Origin of the sequence: Pseudoalteromonas sp. SR43-7, from assembly GCF_014163785.1 — a bacterium.
In the GTDB taxonomy this organism is placed as follows: domain Bacteria; phylum Pseudomonadota; class Gammaproteobacteria; order Enterobacterales; family Alteromonadaceae; genus Pseudoalteromonas; species Pseudoalteromonas distincta.
This window is the reverse complement of record NZ_JACJDY010000003.1, coordinates 96,433-114,783: the sequence shown is the minus strand read 5'-3', so window position 1 is coordinate 114,783 and position 18,351 is coordinate 96,433. Positions and strand designations below refer to the sequence as shown.

Genomic DNA, 18,351 nt, shown 5'->3' with positions numbered 1-18,351 from the left:
ATTCTAAATAATAATAAGGAAAAACAATGGAAAAAATCATCATACTTGCCATGTTTGCACAAGTTACGCTTTCACTGGTTGTCATGCTCATTATGGGTAAAAGGCGCTTTGCCGCAGCTAAAAACAAACAACTAGATTTAAGTGATTTTAAAACAATGCAATTAGATAAGGCTGGCGACACTATTAGGGTGGCAGATAGAAACTTTTCAAATCAGTTTGAAATACCTGTGCTTTTTTACGCGGGGTGTTTACTTGCACTGCAACTAAATAGCGCCAGTACACTTGTGGCAATACTGGCCTGTTTATTTGTAGCAACACGTATTGTGCACAGTGTTATTCATTTAGGTGAAAATAACGTACGCGCACGCTTTAAAGTGTTTTTACTGGGTTGTATTTGTGTGTTTTCAATTTGGCTAGCAATGGTTTGGCGAGTACTATTTTAAACAGCAAAGTTTAATAATAGTAATGTGGACGGCTGGTTTAGGCCATCCACATTACCGTTAATTTTAATTATTTAGCACGTTTTAAACGAGGTACCGCAAGTAAAAAAGCACCTAAAAGCCAAATTAACCCGCCGCCAGAACTGCTACTAGAACCTGTTGATGTGTCAGAATCAATTAACGTATTTTCAGTGACAGTAAGGCCTGCTGCTGAATTAGGATCATCATCCATTACCGCCACATTTTGAATAGTCACTAAGTTAGCACTACTAATTGTTACATCAGTACTTGCACATTGCTCAGCAGTAATATCAACCACGGGTGTTTCACCACAGTGTACTAACGCTGCAATTTTATCTAAAGTTGATTGGCTTGCTGCAGTAATTTGTCCAAACACAGTAAAGCCACCATTTTGCGTATCAAGTGCTGCACTATTGTCTGTAATATTAAAAAACCACTGACTTGTTGCGCTATTAGCATCACCCGATAATTTAGCCATCGCAATGGTACCCTTAACATTAGAAAAAACGGGCTCATTTTCTACAGCAGGCTTTGTAGTAATCGCATCTAGCGAATCAGAAAATGTAAATCCACCACCTTGAATAACAAAGTTACTAACAGAGCGGTGAATTACTGTTTCGTTATATGAATCGTCTTGAACGTAACTTAAAAAATTTGCGACTGTTTTGGGGGTTTGTTGATCAAACAGGTTAATTTCTATGACACCTTGGCTCGTGTTCATTTCAACTATAGTAGCGGTGCTTGTAAAACTTGCTGCAGCAAGTGCTGAGCCAAGTAAAAGTTTTTTCATGTTTTATTCCTGTTGTTATATTTTTTAAATAATTAGTTAAAGCGTTAACACATTAATGCCATCGGCGACTAAAATCGATTCTAAAGTGTGAGTTGATACAATTAAGACCGTGTTGATAACAAATTAATTACATATGTCATTATTTATATTCTTTTTTGCTATATAAATCTAACTATTTAAAATTAAATCATCTTAAAAGTGTGGTCACTTATTTGTTACCTTAAAAAAACACAAACAACAGGATCTAACAATGCCACATACTAAACAAACAATTTGCGACTTTGGTTTACACAAAGGTGAACCATACACAAAACTACCGGCGAGCTTTTTAACGTGGATGGTAGGTATAAACCATACTAAGCGGGAATATGCGGATGCAGAGTTAAAGCGTCGCGAAAGTGCCGCCACAAATCGATTAACTGTACCTTCTAAATAAAATGTCAATAAGTACGTTTTTTTAGCATAAAACTAGTTTAAACTACCCGCTTGATAAATTAAGTAGACCTTAATCCATAGGTATTTTATGCGTATAATTATTTTATTTTCGATTATTTTTAGTGTACTTGGATGTACATCTCCTGCTCCTGAATCAACCTCTAACATTACTCCTACTGAATATTTAACTGTTCTTCATACTAATGATAATCACGGCCGTTTTTGGCAAAACGAAAAAGGCGAATACGGTATGGCCGCTCGCAAAACGTTAATTGACTCTTTACGTAATGATGCCCAAAAGCAAGGTCATGCCGTTTTACTTCTCTCTGGTGGTGACATTAATACCGGTATTCCTGAGTCAGATTTACAAAAAGCAGAACCTGACTTTAAAGGTATGTCGCTGATTGGTTATGATGCAATGGCATTAGGTAATCACGAATTCGATAACCCTATTGATGTATTGAAGCAACAACAAAAATGGGTGAACTTTCCTTTTCTATCAGCCAATATATTTGAAAAAGAATCAGGCGAACATGCGTTTGATAGCTATAAAATATTCAAAAAAAATGGCTTAACTATTGCTGTTATTGGATTAACAACAACAGACACAGCTAAAATTGGTAATCCTCAGTATATTGGCCACTTAGAGTTTAAAGACCCTGTTGACGTTACCGCAAAACTAGCTAAAGAAATAAAAGCTAAGTATAACCCTGACATTACCATTGCGCTGACTCATATGGGTCATTATGTTGATGCTAGCTTTGGCATTAATGCACCAGGTGATGTAACACTTGCTCGCTCACTTCCAGCAAACACACTTGATATGATCATTGGCGGTCACTCACAAGAACCTGTGTGTATGAGTGATACAAATGTAAATGACGATAACTTTAAACCTGGCCTTGCCTGTAAACCAGACCAGCAAAACGGTACTTACATTATGCAAGCCCATGAATGGGGTAAGTATGTTGGTAAAGCTGAGTTTAAGCTTGAAAACGGAAAATTAACGTTATTAGACTACAAACTTATGCCTGTTAATTTGTATGTAGATAAAGTTCAAGCTGATGGCTCTACTAAAGCAGTATTAGCAAACGAGTACATTAAACCAGACCCTAAACTTGAATCTTATTTAGCGGTATACCAAGCTAAAGGCGCTAAACAAATTGAAGGTACCATTGGTGAAGTAGATGCTCGCTTAGAAGGTGACAGAAACAAAGTTCGTTACCAACAAACAAACCTTGCACGTGTAATTATTCAAGCTCAAATGGATGTAGTAAATGCAGACTTTGGATTAATAAGTGGCGGTGGTATTCGCAGCTCAATAGAGGCTGGTAAAGTAAGCTATAAAGATATTTTAAAAGTACATCCTTTTAAAAACCGCATTACTTATATGGATTGGCAAGGCAGTGATTTATGGGATTACTTAAATACAGTAACGAGCTTCCCACCGGATGCTGGTGCTTATTTGCAATACCATAAAATATCGTTTGAGCGTAAAAATAATCAGTTGGTTAATGTTTTGATCAATGGCGAACCGCTTGATAAAAATAAAACATACAGAATGAGTCTAAATAGCTATAACGCATCAGGCGGTGATGGTTATCCTGCACTTACAAATAAAAAAGGCTTTGTAAGTACAGACGAAACAGATGATAAAGCACTTCAAGACTTTATTTCAAAAAATAGCCCTCTCAAAGCGGCTGAATTTACCCCTAAATAACCTCTAAGAATAAAAGGAAAGTAATTTAGTTACTTTCCTTTTATTTCAATATTACCTTTTTTAATATTTGCCAGCCCATAACTATGCAAACGAGAACGAGAGCCTTCTCCAAAAGCTTTAGGTGGATAATATAGCTCTTTTTCTTCAGGACACTCGCTAAGTACCTCATCTAATGCCGCACGTATTTCGCTCAACGTTTTTTCTAGGCTATTATTAAAGTTAGGCCTTTTTCTAACTGTATGACCAAGTTCGACCAACCTATAAAAATACTTGTTAGCGAGCTCTAGAAGCTCCTCTGGTACATCTTTGTTATGGCTAAGCGCTACATCATCGTTATTTGTACAATACTCTACAAGTGCTAAATAAAAGCATAATGGCTTATTGGCTAAACCCACTTTTTGCTCTGCATTACAACTACTTGATAGTGTTTTATCGTTAAGATCAACTATAAGTATCAGCGGCGTAGGCTCTGTAATTGATTGATGCTGTGCATTATTAGACTGCTTATTGCTTTGTCTGATAAACGCAAACTTTACCCAAAAACTAATCAACACACTTAATACTAAAAATATAAAATAGTAAATAAGATGGCTCACTGTAAAGTGGGTTTGCTGAACGTTAAATACAACTAATACAGGTCCGTTATTAGTGCTCAAACTACGTGTTATTTGGTGTAAGTTTACAGGTGCTAGTATTTCGCCTTTTGGTGCAATAGTAACAACTTTAAGATCATTCGAATTAATGTAGCTGTTTAAGGTTTTAATGTAGCTATTAACCGCATCTTTATTCCCTGAATGCTTTAGCAGCTCATTTGATAAATCAAGTAAGGGTAAGTCGAGTGCTATTTGCCTTTCTATCTGCGTTATTTTTTGTTTAGTCACTTGCTGGCTTTTTTGAATTACAGAAATATAAAACACAGAAGATAAAGTTAAAAATAAGCATAGTAAAACAAGTAGTTGTTTATATTTACTCATCACTAACTTCCTCTTTTAAGTTTACTGAGCTAGTACCGCAACTCCAAAACGATTGTGCATTTTGATAATAATGCAAACTTTGATCTTTAGACATATCAAGCAAATTTGCCTGTACTGCACATAATAAATCAGTATTGTTTTGCTGCATTTTTAAATACCATCTTGTTCCAGTAATATTATTACTCAAAGGCGTAATATAGTTTTTTGAAAAACGTTTTTCGTCACTCTCTTTCCAAAACGAAGCAATAATATCTACTTTTCCGTCGGCGAGTAAATCGCGTAATTCGTTATGAGAACTAGCATAAGTGATTTTCAAATTAGCTAAATTTATATCCAGTTCTTTAAACATTTGCTTTGGTAAAATATGCCCTGATCGGCTGGTAGGATAATCAAGCAAACCTATGCGTTTATCTAAAAAATATTGTTTAGTGACTCGAGGTTTTTCTTTAGAAGATATAAAAAAAGCCGTGTAGTCAGAAAAACCAACAACGGGCTGGTAGTTATATGTCGACTCTGCTTTAAAGGCTGCCATAATATTGTTTTTAGCCAAAATTAAGTCAGCAATTCCTTTACCCACAAACTCAAAGCTGTCTGCCGTTCTATACCCCCAATACCCTTTTACAGAGCCATATTGCTTAGCTACTACGTTATCAGAGCATAACTTTTGTGTTAATAATTTGGCTATTTTTTTTGATTGTGTAAAAACAATTAATTGGCCTTTATTACTTGTAGCAGTTGTTTGACACTCTGTTGAGGTTTCGATCATAACCGGAAAATGTAAATCATCATTGTATACACTAACTTGACCGCAAACCCACGTAACGACCAATAATAGAAACAAAAATGTAACAATTAACATTTTGTGCAACACAATATTTTTATAATTCAAAGCAATGCCACCCAAAAATAGACGATATAGTGTATTTGAACAATTTCGCTTACCCATTACAACAAGTAATTTTACCTGTTAAATATAAGATACTGATTTTAAAAGTAATTTAATAAGAAACTATGAATTTTAATAAGTCCTTCCTATCAACATTAAAAATGAGGACAATTGACCGCATTAGCTTATAGCAACCCCATGAAATATTCATTTAGGAAGTTTTAATGCATAACAATATAAAGTACTCGATATCTTCTGCGCTTTTGATTAGTGCGATATTCACAAGCACTAACTCACACGCTTGGGGTCAAAATGGCCACCGTATTGTAGGGCAGATTGCACAATCTCATATAAGCGAAACAACTAAAGCAGCAATTAAACCTTATTTAGATGGTGAGTCACTTGCGCAAATATCAACGTGGCCTGATGAAATGCGCTCTGCTCCTGGCGACTTTTGGCAAAAGCAATCATCTCGTTGGCATTATATTAATGCAGCACCAGGAAAATCTTTCAGCTTCAATCACGATCACACTAAAAACAAAGAATCTGTAAGTAATATCCTAGAAGGCATTCACTATTCCATGCAAACACTCACTGATAAAAATAGCACCTTAGATGCTAAGCAGTTCAGTTTGCGTTTTTTAGTGCATTTAGTAGGCGATAGCCATCAGCCATTTCATGCCGGTCGAGGTGAAGACAGAGGTGGTAACCGTATTAAGGTTTCATTTTTTAACGAAGAAACAAATCTTCACAGCCTTTGGGATACAAAGTTAGTTGAGAACGAGAACTTGTCGTTTACTGAATACGCTCAATTTATTGATACAAATAACAGCGAGTTAATTGCTGAGTATTTACAAAGCTCACCTAAAACTTGGGTTGAAGAATCACACAATTTAGCAACAAAAATTTATAAGTACACCAACGACGAAGTTGGGTACAGCTACATTTATAACAACACTCCAATTGTTAAAACACGCCTACAACAAGCGGGTATTCGACTAGCTGGACTATTGAACGCCTTATTTGACCCTTCTGCAAAAGAGTTAGAAACGGCACTAAAAATGACGACTGACAAATAAACAGTATTAAATTTATATAACCTACACACGGGAAATCAACATTATGACTAAGCTTCGCCTTTCGAAATTAACTGGAGCGGTAATTTTAGCTCTAGGTGTTTCTACAAGCGCAATGGCTGCTGATACTTCATCTGCAATGCGTGGTAAAATTACAACGCCTTCAGGTGGCAGTGCTGCAAACGTTAAAATTAAAGTAGTTCACCAACCAACGGGAACTATTAGCGAGCTAACTACAAACGAAAGTGGTACGTTTATCGCTAATGGCTTACGTGTAGGTGGTCCTTACATGGTTATCATTGATTCTGATACGTTTAACGATACCACTGTTGAAAATATCTACTTGAACCTTGGTGAAACTTACCGTTTAAGCTCGCAGCTTGCTCCGTTAAACATCGAAAAGATTGAAGTGTCTGGTTATAAAATCGTTCAGCAATCTGGTGGCTCAAGCAGCTCATTTGGTTCTGATACTATTGAAAATATGCCAAGCTTTAACCGCGACATTAAAGATATTGCGCGCTTAAACCCACTTGCCAGTATTAATGGTAATGGCGAGCTAACGTTTGCAGGTAGTAACCCCCGTACCAACGGTTTAACTGTTGACGGTATTGGTCAAAATGATGACTTTGGCTTGAACTTTGGTGGCTACCCTACTTCTCAGCCTCCTGTAGCACTTGATGCTATTGAACAAGTTTCTGTTGATGTATCTCCTTTCTCAGCTTCTAAAGGTAACTTTGGTGGCGGTACTATTAATGCAGTAACAAAATCTGGTACAAATGAGTTTAAGTTCTCTGGTTTTTATGAGATCTCTACTCCAGAGATAGCTGGTGATGTCGATAGCATTGTTCAAGAAGATGACCTTGATGAGCTAGGTCATAAAACTTATTCTACAAATAAAGTAGAGCCGATTAAAACTGAAGAAAGATTTGGTTTTAACGTTGGTGGCGCAATTGTTAAAGACGAACTGTTTTATTTCGTTAACTATTCAGAATGGTCAAGCGAATTAGATCTTGATTACGGCTTTGACGGCTCTGGTGCAGCCAACGAATTTAATACTTCAGAAGCTAACTATAACCGTTTCATTTCTATTTTAAATAATGAATATGGCTTGACTGATTCATTAGCAGGTGCGCCAGAAGATACAAATAAAAACCTGTTAGTTAAGCTAAGCTGGAACGCAAGTGATGACCATCGTTTAGATTTTACTTACCAATGGCAAGACGATCAAGATGAGCGTAACACTAGCACCGGTGGCGATAATATTGTACTAACATCGAACACCTACGCCTACGTAACGAAGTTCAATAACTTTTCAACAAAGCTTTACTCTGATTGGACTGAAGATTTTTCTACTGAAATTGGTGTGTCATATAAAGATGTTACCTCTGATAGCGCAACTCGCTCAAACCTAGGTAGTATTTCAGTTGATGAAGATGGTCGAAATGGCCCTTCTTACAACTTTGGTACAGATCAATATCGTCATGCTAACCGCTCTGAAACGCAAAATTTAACTTTCACACTCGATGCTACCTATTTAATGGATGAGCATGAAATAAACTTTGGTGCTCAATATGAGTCACTTCGTTTATATAACTTATTTGCTGAAAACTCTCTTGGCACGTGGAAGTTTGATAGCTTAGAAAATTTTGAAAACCGTGAAATTGGTTCTTATGATTTCTCTTATCAGAATGCTTACACTAATGATTCAGCTGATACAGCATATGATGTAAGACGTAACCAACTAGCACTCTACATTGAAGACACTTTTTATGTAGGTGACGATTTAGAAGTTACAGCAGGTGTTCGTTATGAACGTTTATCATCAGATGATAAACCAACTCTAAATGAAAATTTTGCGAATACGTATGGCTTTACTAACCAAGAAAATCTAGATGGTCTAGACATTATACTTCCTCGCGTTGGCTTTAAATACTACGTAACAGAAGCCCTTACTATTAACGGTGGTATTGGTCGCTTCCAAGGTGGTATTCCAAATGTTTGGTATAACAACTCATTCCAAAGCGATGGTATTACATTAGTATCTGCTCCTAACGATGTAATTAACGACTACTATGCAAATAACACTGCCGATATTACTCAGGTGCCTGATGAAATTAAAAACTCATTAGAACAAGGTGCTGGTAGCGTTGCTTATATCGACCCTGATTTTAAATTGCCTTCAAGCATTCGCACCCAAATTGGTTTTGAATATGAGTTTGATTCTGAACTATTAGGTGATGGCTTTAAATGGCAAGCAGAGATTGCTTATCATAAAAAAGAGAATGAGGCGGTATGGCATAATACATCTATTAACCCAATCGGTGTTGCAGCTGATGGTGAACGCGTCATAAATGAAACTATTTATAGTGGCTCTTTAGCTGATAACGCTGACATAGAAATGACGAATTCATCTGATGATGGACGTTCAATTATTATTTCAACAGGTATTGCTAAACAGTGGGATAATGGCCTGTTTGTATCGGCAAGCTATGCTCACCAGGATGTTACCGAGTCATCAGCCGGTTCAGCTTCTCAAGCGGAAGGTAACTACAAGCATAATATTACAGTAAATCGTAATGAAGATATTGCAGCACGTGGTTTTTACGAAGTTGAGCACAGCTTTAAAATCAACTTAGCATATAACACAGAGTTTTTTGAAGGGTATGCGACTAAGTTTAACGTGTATTTTGAACGTCGTTCAGGTCGTCCATTTAGTTATACAATGAACATGTATAAAGACAGTGATTTGGGTGATACGAGTAGTTTCTTCAGTAATGGTGCTTACTTACCATATATACCTACAGGTGCTGATGATCCAAATGTAAACTGGGATGAATCAGGTATGACTTGGGCTGAGTTAGAACCATTACTAGAGCGTGCTGGTATATCTCAGCGTGGTGGTATTTTAGGTAAAAATACAGCAACTCAACCTTGGGTTACTACGATGGACGTTAGCATTAAGCAAGAAATACCAGGCTTTGCTGAAGGTCACACTGGTGAGGTTTATCTAATGATTGATAATTTCGCAAACCTTCTAAACAGCGACTGGGGTGTAGAAAAACGCTTAGGTTACTCTAACCAAACTATTTATGACTTTGGTGGCCTTGATGACCAAGGCAGATATAAAATAGACAACAGCTTTGGCGGTGCAGATGTGCGTAATTACTCACAAATCAATTCATCGTCATCAGCTTGGCAGGCTAAAGTTGGTATTAGCTACAAGTTTTAAGCCTTAATAGGTAAGTAATAACACATTAAGTTAATTGTTAACAAAACCCATTGCAAATTTGTAATGGGTTTTTTGTTTTTCACACCCCAATTTCACATGTTTGTCATAAAGCCCACGTAATATATACCCCGATATAGAGTTATTGCTCAAAAAAACACTCAAATAGACAAAAATAGTACTATTTATTAAAAATATATTGCAGTTGTATTTTATTTGTAACGAATAAATAAGGTACACTAGTAACGGATTTTGAATAAATGAACTTTAACTGTTTATTTTGAAAAATTTTAAAATAAAAATATAAAAATTTAATTAATAACTACACGGGAAAATTAAATGAAAACTCAATTACGCAAAACAGCTCTTTCACTTGCTATTGCAGCATGTGTTGGTGTAAGTGGCGCTGCAATGGCTAACGAAACGACCTCTGCAATTAAAGGTCAAGTAATGGGGCCTAACGGCAACCCAGCAGCCGGCACTAAAGTAACAATTTTACACGTACCTTCTGGATCAGTAAAAACAACTGAAGTAAATGACGCTGGTTATTTTACAGCTAAAGGCCTGCGAGTTGGCGGTCCTTATAAAGTAATTGTTGATTCAGATGTATATGCAGACCAAGAATTCAATAACATTATTCTTAATATTGGTAACGATTATCCAGTAAACGTTTCTCTTGAGTCACAATCAAGCATGGAACAAATTGTAGTTTCTGGCGCGCCAATTAGCGCTATGTCTGGTGGTACTGGTCCGGCGTCTACATTTACGCTAACTGATCTTGAAAATACACCAGCTATTAACCGTGATTTAAAAGACATTATCCGTATCGACCCACGTATCACAATTGATGATAGCCGTGGTTCAATTAACTGTGGTGGTGGTAACCCTCGCTACAATAGCTTAACGCTAGACGGCGTTCGTATGAACGATAACTTCGGCTTAAGCTCAAATGGTTACCCTACTATTCGCGCCCCTTTCTCTTTTGATTCAATTGAACAAGTTTCAGCTGAACTTGCACCGTTTGACGTTCAATACGGTGGTTTTACATCGTGTAACATCAACGCTGTAACCAAATCTGGCGGCAATGATGTTCATGGCGCTGTTTTCTACGATTACACTAGTGACTCTTTCAAGGGTGATAAAATTGAAGGTGATGACGTTGATAACGGTAACTATACTGAAAAACGTTACGGCTTCAACGTAGGTCTTCCACTAATTGAAGATAAACTATTTTTATTCACTTCATATGAAAAACTTGAAGGTGTTCAACAGTTTAACTACGATGGTTTAAGCAGCGGCAGTGTAACTGCTGATGATATCTCGCGTATCACAAGCGTTGCTCAAACTGTATATGGTTACGATGTAGGCGGAATGCCTTCAAGTATGCCTGTTGAAGATGAAAAAATCTTAGTTAAACTAGATTGGAACATCAACGAAGATCACCGTGCAAACTTAATCTATAACTACAACGATGGTAATACTGTTTCACAGTCTGATACTGGGTCTAGCCGTGTATCACTATCTAACCACTTTTATGACCAAAGTGCAGAATTCACTTCAATCATTGCATCTGTTTACTCTGATTGGTCAGATGACTTCTCAACTGAAGTTCGTATTGGTAAGTCTGAGCTAGATGCAACAGTACAATCATTAGATGCAGCAAGCAGCTTTGGTGAAATGCAAATTCGTACCGAAGATGGTGGTACAGTTTATATTGGTCCAGATGATTCACGTCAATCAAATGACTTAGATTACGATACAACTACATTTAAAGTTGCAGGTACTTACTACCTAGATCAGCACACAATTACTGCTGGTTACGAGTTTGAAGAGTTAGATGTATTTAACTTATTCGTTCAGCATACTGAGGGTGAATACCGTTTCAACAATGTTGATGATTTTGAAAACGGTATTGCAAGTGCAATTTTCTACAATAATGCAGCTGCTACAAATGATCCAAACGATGCAGCAGCAAGCTTTTCGTACGCTCAGCATACATTTTACGTGCAAGACGAGTATTCATTCACTGATTTAGATGCAAACATCACATTTGGTCTACGTTACGACAAATACACAAGTGATGATGTACCTAACTTAAATCAAAACTTTACTGACCGCTATGGCTACAGTAACCAAAGTACATTTGATGGTATTGATTTAATTCAACCACGTGTAGGCTTCCAATGGTACGCTACAGATGCACTTGAAGTACGCGCAGGCGTTGGCTTGTTCTCAGGCGGTAACCCTAATGTTTGGTTATCTAACTCTTACTCAAACGACGGCATTACTAATATTAGTGCAAACCAGTTTGGTGCTATCGACTTGTTCGCAACACCTAATGTAAATAATGGTACTCCAGGATTTGAAGTACCTCAGTCTCAATTTGATGCAGTAGCTGACACTGTAATCGGCTCAGGCGATTCAGTTGCAAACGCTGTTGACCCAGACTTTGAAATTCCATCAGAGTGGAAATACTCACTTGGTGCGACATATACAACAGAAAATGAATATGTAATTTCACTTGATTACTTATATTCAAAGAAAAAAGATGCTGCATTAATGCGTGACATCGCACTTCAAGATTCTGGCGAAACTACATTTGATGGTCGTCCTATATACGAATCAATTGAAGGTCGTAAAAACGAATACTTACTAACAAATGTTAGCGGTGATAGCGGTGATTCATCTGTTATCTCATTAGCTGTTAGCAAGATGTTTGATAATGGTGTGAGCGTTAACTTTGGTTATGCATACACAGATTCTGATGATGTTAACCCAATGACAAGCTCTGTTGCTGGTTCAAACTACGGTAATATCGCTCTTACAGATCCAGGTAACCCAGGTGTTGCTTCATCTGATTACGAAATTCCACATCGTTTTACTATGACTCTTGGTTATACTCATGAGTTTGTTGATGGGTTTGCTACTCGCTTTAACCTATTTGGTGAAGCATATAAAGGCTTACCATACAGCTACACATTTGATGGCAGTGACGAAAATGTATGGGGCGATGCAAACTGGAATGGTAACCGCCAGCTATTGTATGTTCCACTTGAAAACGATCCTAACGTTGTTTACAACATGAGTGCTGCTGATATCAATGAATTCAATGAATTTATTGCATCAAATGGTTTAGAGCGTGGTCAAATTACTAGCCGTAACGCAGAAAACTCTGATTGGTTTGTTAAGTTTAACTTTAAGTTAACTCAAGAGCTTCCAGGCTTTATGGAAGGTCACAAAGGTGAAGCATTCTTCGTAATTGATAACCTTACTAACCTGTTAAACGACGATTGGGGCGTACTTAAGAAAGGTCCTTTCGTAGGCGCTAGCATGATTTCAACATCACTTGATGATCAGGGTCGTTACGTTTACTCTGACTTTAATGCGAATAATGCAAATACATCAGTGCAATCAGATGCATCTGTCTGGCAAATGCGTGTAGGTGTTCGTTACACTTTCTAATTTAGAACTGTAACCTAAAACATCATTTAAAAGCCCACTTTGGTGGGCTTTTTTATGCCTTTAATTTGTTATTTAACTTTTCAAAAATACCCACTAACACTTCGTATTCTTCATTGGTCAAAGTGCTCAGTAATTGTTTTTCCCAATTAAGTGCATCGGGTGCTATTTGCTCATATAAGCTTTGACCTACTTTACTCAGTACAAGTAAGGCCGCGCGTTTGTCTTGTGCATTTAACTCACTTTTCACTAAACCTTTATCTATTAAAACTTTTACCGCACGCGACACTGTCGACTTGTCCATATTTGCTTGCGTGCATAAATCCTTTGCGTTGCTCTGACCATACTGCGCTAAATTAGCAAGTATTCGCCACTGGGGAATATTTAAACCGTATTTAGTTTGATAAACCTCGGCAAAGTCATTACTTACACGTGTTGCTACATTCGTTAATTGATAAGGTAAAAACGTTGCTAAATCAATTTTCATTTTTAGTTATCCCAGCTTTATAAGGCTTACTTTGGTGTTCATTAATATTTACACGGATGCGTAGTTGCACATTTGATATTAGTCTCACTTGAGAGTATCTTAACTGAAATAAAAATAATATTAAACCAACCCCTCTCACAGGAGTCAGTAATGGCAACACAATTAAGTTATATGACCGGTTTTGGTAATGAATTTGAAACACAAGCGCTACCCGGTGCACTGCCAATAGGACAATTTAGCCCACAAAAAGTTAAATACGATTTATACACGGAGCAATTTAGTTCGACTGCATTTACGGCTCCTCGCGCTTCAAATCGTCGCACTTGGTTTTACCGCCTTCGTCCGTCTGTAGTGCAAGGTGATTACCAAGCAATTGATAACGGCCTAATAAGAACAGCCCCAATCACTGAAGCCGTAACACCACCAACAATGCTACGTTGGAATCCTATTGATATGCCTTCACAGCCTACTGATTTTATTGATGGGTTAGTAACGATGGCTGCTAATGGCAGTGCTAATGGGCAATCTGGTATTGGCATTCATGTATATGTCGCTAATCAGTCAATGCAAGGGCGTTACTTTTGCAATGCCGATGGCGAAATGTTGTTTGTCCCTCAGCAAGGTGAGTTATTAATTCACACCGAGTGCGGTAAGTTAAGCATTAAACCAGGTGAAATTGCTGTAGTTCCCAGAGGAATTAAGTTCTCTGTTGATTTAATTGATAATACAGCCCGTGGTTATATTTGTGAAAATTATGGCCATGCGTTAGAGCTTGCAGAGCGAGGACCTGTTGGTGCAAACGGTTATGCCAACGACAGAGACTTTCAATACCCTGTAGCGGCCTTTGAAGATAAAGAAGGTGACTTTGAGCTTGTTTCTAAATTTAACGGTAATTTATTTAGCTGTGAAATTAAGCACTCTCCTTTTGATGTGGTTGCATGGACGGGTAATAGTGCGCCCTATAAATACGACTTATCGCGTTTCAATGTAATAAATACAGTGAGCTTTGATCACCCTGATCCTTCTATATTCACTGTACTAACCTCTCCTTCTGCTACTGAGGGTATGGCAAATGTCGATTTTGTGATATTTCCACCGCGTTGGATGGTAGCCGAAAATACATTTCGCCCGCCGTATTATCACCGCAATATTATGAGTGAATTTATGGGCTTAATTGAAGGTGTGTATGATGCAAAAGAGCATGGTTTTGTACCTGGTGGCGCAAGTTTACACAATTGTATGTCGCCACATGGACCTGAAGCCGACGTATTTGATAAAGCCTCAAACGCTGAGCTTACACCACAAAAATATGAAAACACATTGGCCTTTATGTTTGAGTCGCGCTATATAATTTCACCGACAAAATATGCATTAGAAGGTAAAGAGCGCCAACCAAATTACACCGATTGCTGGCGCACAATTAAAAAACAATTTACAGGTTCACAGGATTAATTATGAAATTATACAGCTACTTTCGCTCATCAGCGGCTTATAGAGTGCGTATAGCGCTTAACTTAAAAGCAATCGATCATGAACTTGCTATTGTTAACCTTTTAAAATCGGAGCAGCTTGGGAAAGAATACTTAGCGACTAATCCGCAAGGCTTACTACCGGCACTTGAAACCAATGATGGTGTTTTAGCACAATCGCTTGCAATACTTGAGTGGCTAGATGAAACTTATCCGCAATCGCCATTAATTACAGGGACTGCGTGGCAAAAGTCGCAAATAAGAAACTTAAGCTTTGCCATTGCTTGCGATATTCATCCTGTTAATAATTTACGCGTGCTGAAGTATTTATCAAACGAATTAGGTGTTGATGACGAGGCTAAAAATAAATGGTATCGACATTGGATAGAAATCGGTTTTGAAAAAATAGAACTGATGCTAAACGAAAATAATGGCTACTGCTTTGGTGACCAACCAACACTTGCTGACATTTGTTTAGTGCCGCAAGTATTTAATGCAATTCGTTTTAACGTAGATATGAGCGCTTATCCAAAAATTGCAGCCATTTACGAACATTGTAATAAATTAGCTGCATTTAATGACGCTGCACCGCAAAATCAACCCGATGCAAATTAAGCTAATTTAGATTAACTTTGTAGCGCGCTATGAATAACCGTAACGTGCTCAATTAAATCTAAGCCCAGATCAGTTAAATATCCGCCATCTGGGCTATCTATAATCCCTTTTTCAAATAAACGTTGCGCTGCGCTAAGTAAGCTTGGCTCTGCGTCTGAATGTAATTTAATACCCTGCATTTTACTGTCGCGAGGAAACTTTGCTAATAGTGTGAATTCTTCGATCATTGTTTGATTAAATTGCATTGTGTGCACCTTTTTATTGTTCTGTGAATAACTAAGTTTATACTTAAAATCACTTTGTGTACTTTACACTAGCACGTTTTTTAGCTTAATGTATTATTTTTAACCCTCCCTATTTAAAGGCCTCTAATGCGTAACTTTTTAATTCTATGTTTTTGTTTTAGCAGCTTATCGTATTCAATACTTAGTGAAGCAACAACGCTAAAAACCCATTCAATTATTAATTCAAACCAGTTTGTAAATGAAGAAGCTAACTGTTGGTACGACAACAAACGCTATAGCGAAGGCGCATTAATACAAGTTCATTCTTTTACACTTTTGTGTGGTGCTAAAACACCCCAACACAGTAACAGCCAACTCATTTGGCTTAAAATAGATAAGCAAGGTAATGCTATTTACCCAACAGCTCCTAAAACAATCACTGTGAATTAGCGCTAAAAGCTGATTTAAGCTACAATGCATGCAGTTTAAATAAGTAGTATGGCTATGAATAATCAACCTAAAAACCCTCTACATGGGGTAACATTAGAACAAATACTTGTTGAGTTAGAACAACGACTTGGCTGGAGAACACTTGGCGAGCAAGTAAAAATTAAATGTTTTACTGATCAACCCAGCATTAAATCGAGTTTAAAGTTTTTGCGTAAAACGCCTTGGGCTCGCGATAAAGTGGAAGCACTTTATATTCACACTATAAATAATAAGCCTATTCGTAGACCAAAAAGTGCACCAAGAGAAACATCTTCTCAAGCGCCGGATACAACAGGGTTTGTTTGGCCATCAATTAAAAAGTGATGTAAAAAAAGGAGCTAATTTAGCTCCTTTTTTGATTATAACTTGCGCGATTTATTGCTCTTTGCAAATCACATTTAATGAAGCCGGCTCAATAGTAATAACCAGTTTTTGAGCGGTTTTAACTTCACCATCTAGTACGTACTTAAGCTCTCCTTCGCCTGTAACCTCTACTCTTTTGGCATTTGTATGGTGAGAGTTTATAGCTAAATGTGTTTGCGTTAAGCTACTAAACATCAGCTCTGCAATACTTAGTACTGTGGTTGAATCTTCATTATTTGGTGTTAACCAATTTATATCGAGTAGCCCGTCACTATGATCAGGTTGCCCGCCACCTTGAGCCAATAACGTTGTAAAAGGCGCAGCATTGGCTACAATAAAACTATTAGTACATATTTCTTTTGGCTCATTATCATCGAGTTTTACTTTAAGTAACTGCGATTTTTGCTCGCCAAACGCTTCAAAAAAACCATTTAAATAGGCAAGTTGCCCCGACTTATTTTTCGACTCTCTATCTGCTTTTTCTATCATTGATTGCTCAAAACCAATACCCGCGAGCAGTAGTACTAATTCATTATTACAATAAGCAGTATCTATTATGCTTGTTTGACCATCTATAATTAAGTCACAAGCCTGTTCAACAGGAATAAATTTAGAGGTAATACCCATCAATACATGCGCAAGGGCGTTTGCAGTCCCCATAGGGATGATGCCTAGTTTACATTGTGTATTTACAAGTACGCTTGCAACTTCGGCCACCGTACCATCTCCCCCGCATGCGATAATAATATCCGGATTTTGCGCAATTTCCTGTTTAGCCAGCTCAATACCGTTAACTTCTTTTGTAGTAGTGAGTACTTTCAGATCGTAATAATCCGATAGCCGCGCAACAATTAAGTGCTCTTTTTCTTCCCATAATCGTGTACCAGATACAGGGTTTGCAATTAAAACGGCTTTGTTTTTAATCAGTAATTCGCCTTTTTTATGTCGCTTAGCTAAATGGCGAAGTTGATGCTTATTTAAATTTGCGGTTTCGCGGGTTTCTTTTATTTGTGCAAGTACTTCATGCACATCTGCATTTTTGTTTTGGCTCAGTAAATAAGCCGCCATTACAAAAACAGAGCGCCCACGCCCTAAAGCACAATGAACGACTACGCGATGGTCTTCTTTAATATGGTGATGAATCCAATTAATAGCCTGATTTAACTGAGAATGGGTAGGAATACTATGATCGAGCACCGGAATGTTTAAATAATTAATATTCTCTTGTGTTGAACTCCACTCGAGTCCGTCGAATTCACACGTAACATCTAAAATCGCCGTAATCCCGTTATCTTTTAATGTGTCTATATCTGAGGGAAATAATCGGCAAGCTAAAAATAGGTTTTCGTTTATTTGTTGAATGGGCGGCACTTTATCGCGCTTACGTGACCAGGCGTTATAAATTTGCACACCGAATAAAAATGGCACAAACGCCCACCGTATATAAAATGGGATCACCCCATTTTCACGCTTTCTAAATATTTTTGCTGTATTAAAAATATACGCGGTACTCACTAATAAAAGTGACAGCGCAGTCCAATAAAAAACAATAGCAAAATAAACAGAGTTCACTTCCCAACCAATAAAAATAAGCAGTAGTGCTAATAGTGAATAACTAATTGCAGCCCACATAGTCTCTCCTTTGTGAAAATAATGCCGATTTATAATCTTAATTTA

The 18,351-nt window shown here is 37.4% G+C and carries 16 protein-coding genes; 10 read left to right on the top strand and 6 right to left on the bottom strand.

What is annotated here, in order from left to right; genetic code table 11:
• Positions 1-26: 26 nt before the first annotated feature.
• Positions 27-443 (top strand): MAPEG family protein, encoded by a 417-nt coding sequence (locus tag H5087_RS03150; RefSeq protein WP_002959052.1) that lies wholly within the window; start codon positions 27-29, stop codon positions 441-443.
• Positions 444-510: 67 nt separating this feature from the next.
• Here the strand turns inward: H5087_RS03150 and H5087_RS03145 are convergent, their stop codons facing one another.
• The gene (locus H5087_RS03145) at positions 511-1,251 is read right to left on the bottom strand and encodes a peptidylprolyl isomerase (RefSeq protein WP_138490388.1); all 741 of its coding nucleotides are present in this window, start codon (positions 1,249-1,251) and stop codon (positions 511-513) included.
• Positions 1,252-1,501: 250 nt separating this feature from the next.
• On the opposite strand from H5087_RS03145, the gene H5087_RS03140 reads away from it, so the two are divergent.
• Positions 1,502-1,687: a hypothetical protein gene (locus H5087_RS03140; RefSeq protein ID WP_024594581.1), complete on the top strand. Its 186-nt coding sequence runs from the start codon at positions 1,502-1,504 to the stop codon at positions 1,685-1,687.
• A gap of 87 nt (positions 1,688-1,774) precedes the next feature.
• A complete protein-coding gene (gene ushA / locus H5087_RS03135) occupies positions 1,775-3,406 on the top strand; it encodes a bifunctional UDP-sugar hydrolase/5'-nucleotidase UshA (protein ID WP_182671138.1) in 1,632 nt (543 codons plus the stop codon).
• Positions 3,407-3,435: 29 nt separating this feature from the next.
• On the opposite strand, the gene H5087_RS03130 is transcribed toward ushA, so the two are convergent.
• Together H5087_RS03130 and H5087_RS03125 are read right to left on the bottom strand one after the other, a co-directional pair.
• On the bottom strand, positions 3,436-4,380 hold the full coding sequence (locus H5087_RS03130) for a hypothetical protein (protein ID WP_182671137.1): 945 nt from the start codon (positions 4,378-4,380) through the stop codon (positions 3,436-3,438).
• Positions 4,373-5,239 carry a hypothetical protein gene (locus tag H5087_RS03125; RefSeq protein WP_182671136.1) on the bottom strand — a complete coding sequence of 289 codons (867 nt, stop codon included), beginning with the start codon at positions 5,237-5,239 and terminating at the stop codon, positions 4,373-4,375. The genes H5087_RS03130 and H5087_RS03125 overlap by 8 nt, the downstream gene beginning before the upstream one ends.
• 251 nt (positions 5,240-5,490) lie before the next feature.
• Between H5087_RS03125 and H5087_RS03120 the strand changes: the two genes are divergently transcribed.
• From H5087_RS03120 to H5087_RS03110, 3 genes are all read left to right on the top strand, one after another.
• Positions 5,491-6,345 (top strand): S1/P1 nuclease, encoded by an 855-nt coding sequence (locus tag H5087_RS03120; RefSeq protein ID WP_182671135.1) that lies wholly within the window; start codon positions 5,491-5,493, stop codon positions 6,343-6,345.
• Positions 6,346-6,388: 43 nt separating this feature from the next.
• The gene (locus tag H5087_RS03115; protein WP_182671134.1) at positions 6,389-9,571 is read left to right on the top strand and encodes a TonB-dependent receptor; all 3,183 of its coding nucleotides are present in this window, start codon (positions 6,389-6,391) and stop codon (positions 9,569-9,571) included.
• A 336-nt stretch (positions 9,572-9,907) separates the two neighbouring features.
• Positions 9,908-13,030, top strand: a complete 3,123-nt coding sequence (locus H5087_RS03110) for a TonB-dependent receptor (RefSeq protein ID WP_182671133.1) — start codon at positions 9,908-9,910, stop codon at positions 13,028-13,030.
• 52 nt (positions 13,031-13,082) lie between these two features.
• On the opposite strand, the gene H5087_RS03105 is transcribed toward H5087_RS03110, so the two are convergent.
• On the bottom strand, positions 13,083-13,514 hold the full coding sequence (locus tag H5087_RS03105; protein ID WP_182671132.1) for a MarR family winged helix-turn-helix transcriptional regulator: 432 nt from the start codon (positions 13,512-13,514) through the stop codon (positions 13,083-13,085).
• A 150-nt stretch (positions 13,515-13,664) separates the two neighbouring features.
• Between H5087_RS03105 and hmgA the strand changes: the two genes are divergently transcribed.
• Together hmgA and maiA are read left to right on the top strand one after the other, a co-directional pair.
• The gene (gene hmgA / locus H5087_RS03100) at positions 13,665-14,966 is read left to right on the top strand and encodes a homogentisate 1,2-dioxygenase (RefSeq protein ID WP_182671131.1); all 1,302 of its coding nucleotides are present in this window, start codon (positions 13,665-13,667) and stop codon (positions 14,964-14,966) included.
• A 2-nt stretch (positions 14,967-14,968) separates the two neighbouring features.
• Complete coding sequence (gene maiA / locus H5087_RS03095; protein ID WP_182671130.1) at positions 14,969-15,598, top strand: maleylacetoacetate isomerase; 630 nt, start codon at positions 14,969-14,971, stop codon at positions 15,596-15,598.
• Positions 15,599-15,609: 11 nt separating this feature from the next.
• Here the strand turns inward: maiA and H5087_RS03090 are convergent, their stop codons facing one another.
• Positions 15,610-15,843 carry a TIGR02647 family protein gene (locus H5087_RS03090; RefSeq protein WP_007375551.1) on the bottom strand — a complete coding sequence of 78 codons (234 nt, stop codon included), beginning with the start codon at positions 15,841-15,843 and terminating at the stop codon, positions 15,610-15,612.
• A 126-nt stretch (positions 15,844-15,969) separates the two neighbouring features.
• On the opposite strand from H5087_RS03090, the gene H5087_RS03085 reads away from it, so the two are divergent.
• Complete coding sequence (locus H5087_RS03085; protein WP_182671129.1) at positions 15,970-16,272, top strand: DUF1496 domain-containing protein; 303 nt, start codon at positions 15,970-15,972, stop codon at positions 16,270-16,272.
• A 54-nt stretch (positions 16,273-16,326) separates the two neighbouring features.
• Positions 16,327-16,635 carry a VF530 family DNA-binding protein gene (locus H5087_RS03080; protein WP_024591820.1) on the top strand — a complete coding sequence of 103 codons (309 nt, stop codon included), beginning with the start codon at positions 16,327-16,329 and terminating at the stop codon, positions 16,633-16,635.
• A gap of 51 nt (positions 16,636-16,686) precedes the next feature.
• On the opposite strand, the gene H5087_RS03075 is transcribed toward H5087_RS03080, so the two are convergent.
• Positions 16,687-18,306: a diacylglycerol kinase family protein gene (locus tag H5087_RS03075; protein WP_165742538.1), complete on the bottom strand. Its 1,620-nt coding sequence runs from the start codon at positions 18,304-18,306 to the stop codon at positions 16,687-16,689.
• Positions 18,307-18,351 lie beyond the last annotated feature (45 nt).

Coding starts and splice junctions, on each gene's coding strand:
- H5087_RS03085 (WP_182671129.1), top strand. CDS start 15,970: ATGCGTAACTTTTTAATTCTATGTTTTTGTTTTAGCAGCTTATCGTAT.
- H5087_RS03115 (WP_182671134.1), top strand. CDS start 6,389: ATGACTAAGCTTCGCCTTTCGAAATTAACTGGAGCGGTAATTTTAGCT.
- H5087_RS03080 (WP_024591820.1), top strand. CDS start 16,327: ATGAATAATCAACCTAAAAACCCTCTACATGGGGTAACATTAGAACAA.
- hmgA (WP_182671131.1), top strand. CDS start 13,665: ATGGCAACACAATTAAGTTATATGACCGGTTTTGGTAATGAATTTGAA.
- H5087_RS03130 (WP_182671137.1), bottom strand. CDS start 4,380: ATGAGTAAATATAAACAACTACTTGTTTTACTATGCTTATTTTTAACT.
- H5087_RS03075 (WP_165742538.1), bottom strand. CDS start 18,306: ATGTGGGCTGCAATTAGTTATTCACTATTAGCACTACTGCTTATTTTT.
- H5087_RS03150 (WP_002959052.1), top strand. CDS start 27: ATGGAAAAAATCATCATACTTGCCATGTTTGCACAAGTTACGCTTTCA.
- H5087_RS03105 (WP_182671132.1), bottom strand. CDS start 13,514: ATGAAAATTGATTTAGCAACGTTTTTACCTTATCAATTAACGAATGTA.
- H5087_RS03140 (WP_024594581.1), top strand. CDS start 1,502: ATGCCACATACTAAACAAACAATTTGCGACTTTGGTTTACACAAAGGT.
- H5087_RS03090 (WP_007375551.1), bottom strand. CDS start 15,843: ATGCAATTTAATCAAACAATGATCGAAGAATTCACACTATTAGCAAAG.
- H5087_RS03125 (WP_182671136.1), bottom strand. CDS start 5,239: ATGTTAATTGTTACATTTTTGTTTCTATTATTGGTCGTTACGTGGGTT.
- maiA (WP_182671130.1), top strand. CDS start 14,969: ATGAAATTATACAGCTACTTTCGCTCATCAGCGGCTTATAGAGTGCGT.
- H5087_RS03110 (WP_182671133.1), top strand. CDS start 9,908: ATGAAAACTCAATTACGCAAAACAGCTCTTTCACTTGCTATTGCAGCA.
- H5087_RS03145 (WP_138490388.1), bottom strand. CDS start 1,251: ATGAAAAAACTTTTACTTGGCTCAGCACTTGCTGCAGCAAGTTTTACA.
- ushA (WP_182671138.1), top strand. CDS start 1,775: ATGCGTATAATTATTTTATTTTCGATTATTTTTAGTGTACTTGGATGT.
- H5087_RS03120 (WP_182671135.1), top strand. CDS start 5,491: ATGCATAACAATATAAAGTACTCGATATCTTCTGCGCTTTTGATTAGT.